Source organism: Granulicatella sp. 572.rep1_STHE, from assembly GCF_001073445.1.
Classification (GTDB): Bacteria; Bacillota; Bacilli; order Lactobacillales; family Aerococcaceae; genus Granulicatella; species Granulicatella adiacens.
In genome coordinates, this window is sequence record NZ_JVBO01000011.1 from 1 (window position 1) to 1287 (window position 1287).

Below are 1287 nucleotides of genomic sequence, written 5' to 3' on the forward strand. Positions count from 1 at the left end.
TTTAACGATTTGATTATTATTTTGTTTAGATATTTGATATGCAACTATTTTCTTTGTGCCATAGTCTAAAACTGCACTTAAATAAGCTTTTTCTCCCTTTCCATACTTTAATTCAGTAATATCCGTTAATAGTAGAGCCATTGGCTCGTATTCTTTCTTAAATTCTCTATTTAAAATATTAGCTGCGGTGTATTCTTCAGAGTTGGATTTATAACGATAACGTTTTTTTCGTATAATTGCCTTTAATCCCATTAGTTTCATAAGACGCTGAATACATTTATGATTCACCTTCGCATTTCTATAATAGTTTAAATAGATTGTGATACGACGATATCCATATATACCTTGAACAGATTCATATACTTCGTGTATTAATTCCATTAAACGACGTAGTCGTTTTTCAGATTCCGAAGGGACACGATTTAACCATTTATAATAGCCAGCTCTACTGACTTTTAACACTTTACACAATTGAGTAATATGAAATCCTCTTTTACTTAATTTTTTAATCGTTTGATATTCCGCTTCAAATCTCGTCTGGCAAACATCAGCTCGCTTTCCACTTCTTGTAATTTTTTTAGTGCGGCATTTTCTGTTTCTAAATATTCGTTTCGTGCCTTTAATATAGCCATTTCTGCACGAATACGCTCAGTTTCTGTCTGTATATTATCTGGTTTTCGTTTTCCTCGACTGTCTATTAATCCATCAGGGCCATATTTTTGATATTTTTTTACCCATTGATACACCAAGTTGTACGAGATGTTATATTTCTGTGCAGTTTGTTTATAGTTTAATTGATTTTGAATACAGTCTTTGACGATAAGGATTCTTTCTTCGTGCGATGTTTTTCTATATTTCATAGTGTATACCTCTGGCTTAGGATAGTAGGCCTTCGTGGCCTCACCATTAGTATACTTAATAATCCAATTTCGTACAGTTGTAACAGAAGGAATATTATATTTTCTTGTGATTGCCGTTAAATAGGTTTTCGATTCTAAAAACTCTTTAACCACCATTTCTTTAAATTCATTTGTATAAGTGTTAAACCCATCTCTATCTTCTAAAGCAGAAAGTCCATATGCTTTATATTTCGAAAAATACATATTAAATGTTCCAGGTGAAATCCTTAAACCATATTCACTACGCAACTCACGAAAAGGCACACCATCTAAATACAATTCTATGAATCGTTCTAATTCTTTTGCAGTATGTTTCTTAGCCAATCTAAAAAATACCCCCTCTAAAGTAGTTTACTTTTTTAGTGTCTACTTTAGAGGGAGCATATCA

The 1287-nt window shown here is 32.0% G+C and carries 2 protein-coding genes; both read right to left on the reverse strand.

Going from position 1 to position 1287, the window contains the following annotated elements; genetic code table 11:
• A partial coding sequence (locus tag ADH99_RS01395) for an IS3 family transposase (protein WP_244273465.1) occupies nucleotides 1-462 on the reverse strand: 462 nt, incomplete at its 3' end.
• A 35-nt stretch (nucleotides 463-497) separates the two neighbouring features.
• A complete protein-coding gene (locus ADH99_RS01400) occupies nucleotides 498-1223 on the reverse strand; it encodes a helix-turn-helix domain-containing protein (RefSeq protein ID WP_049554615.1) in 726 nt (241 codons plus the stop codon).
• Between the last annotated feature and the right edge of the window lie 64 nt (nucleotides 1224-1287).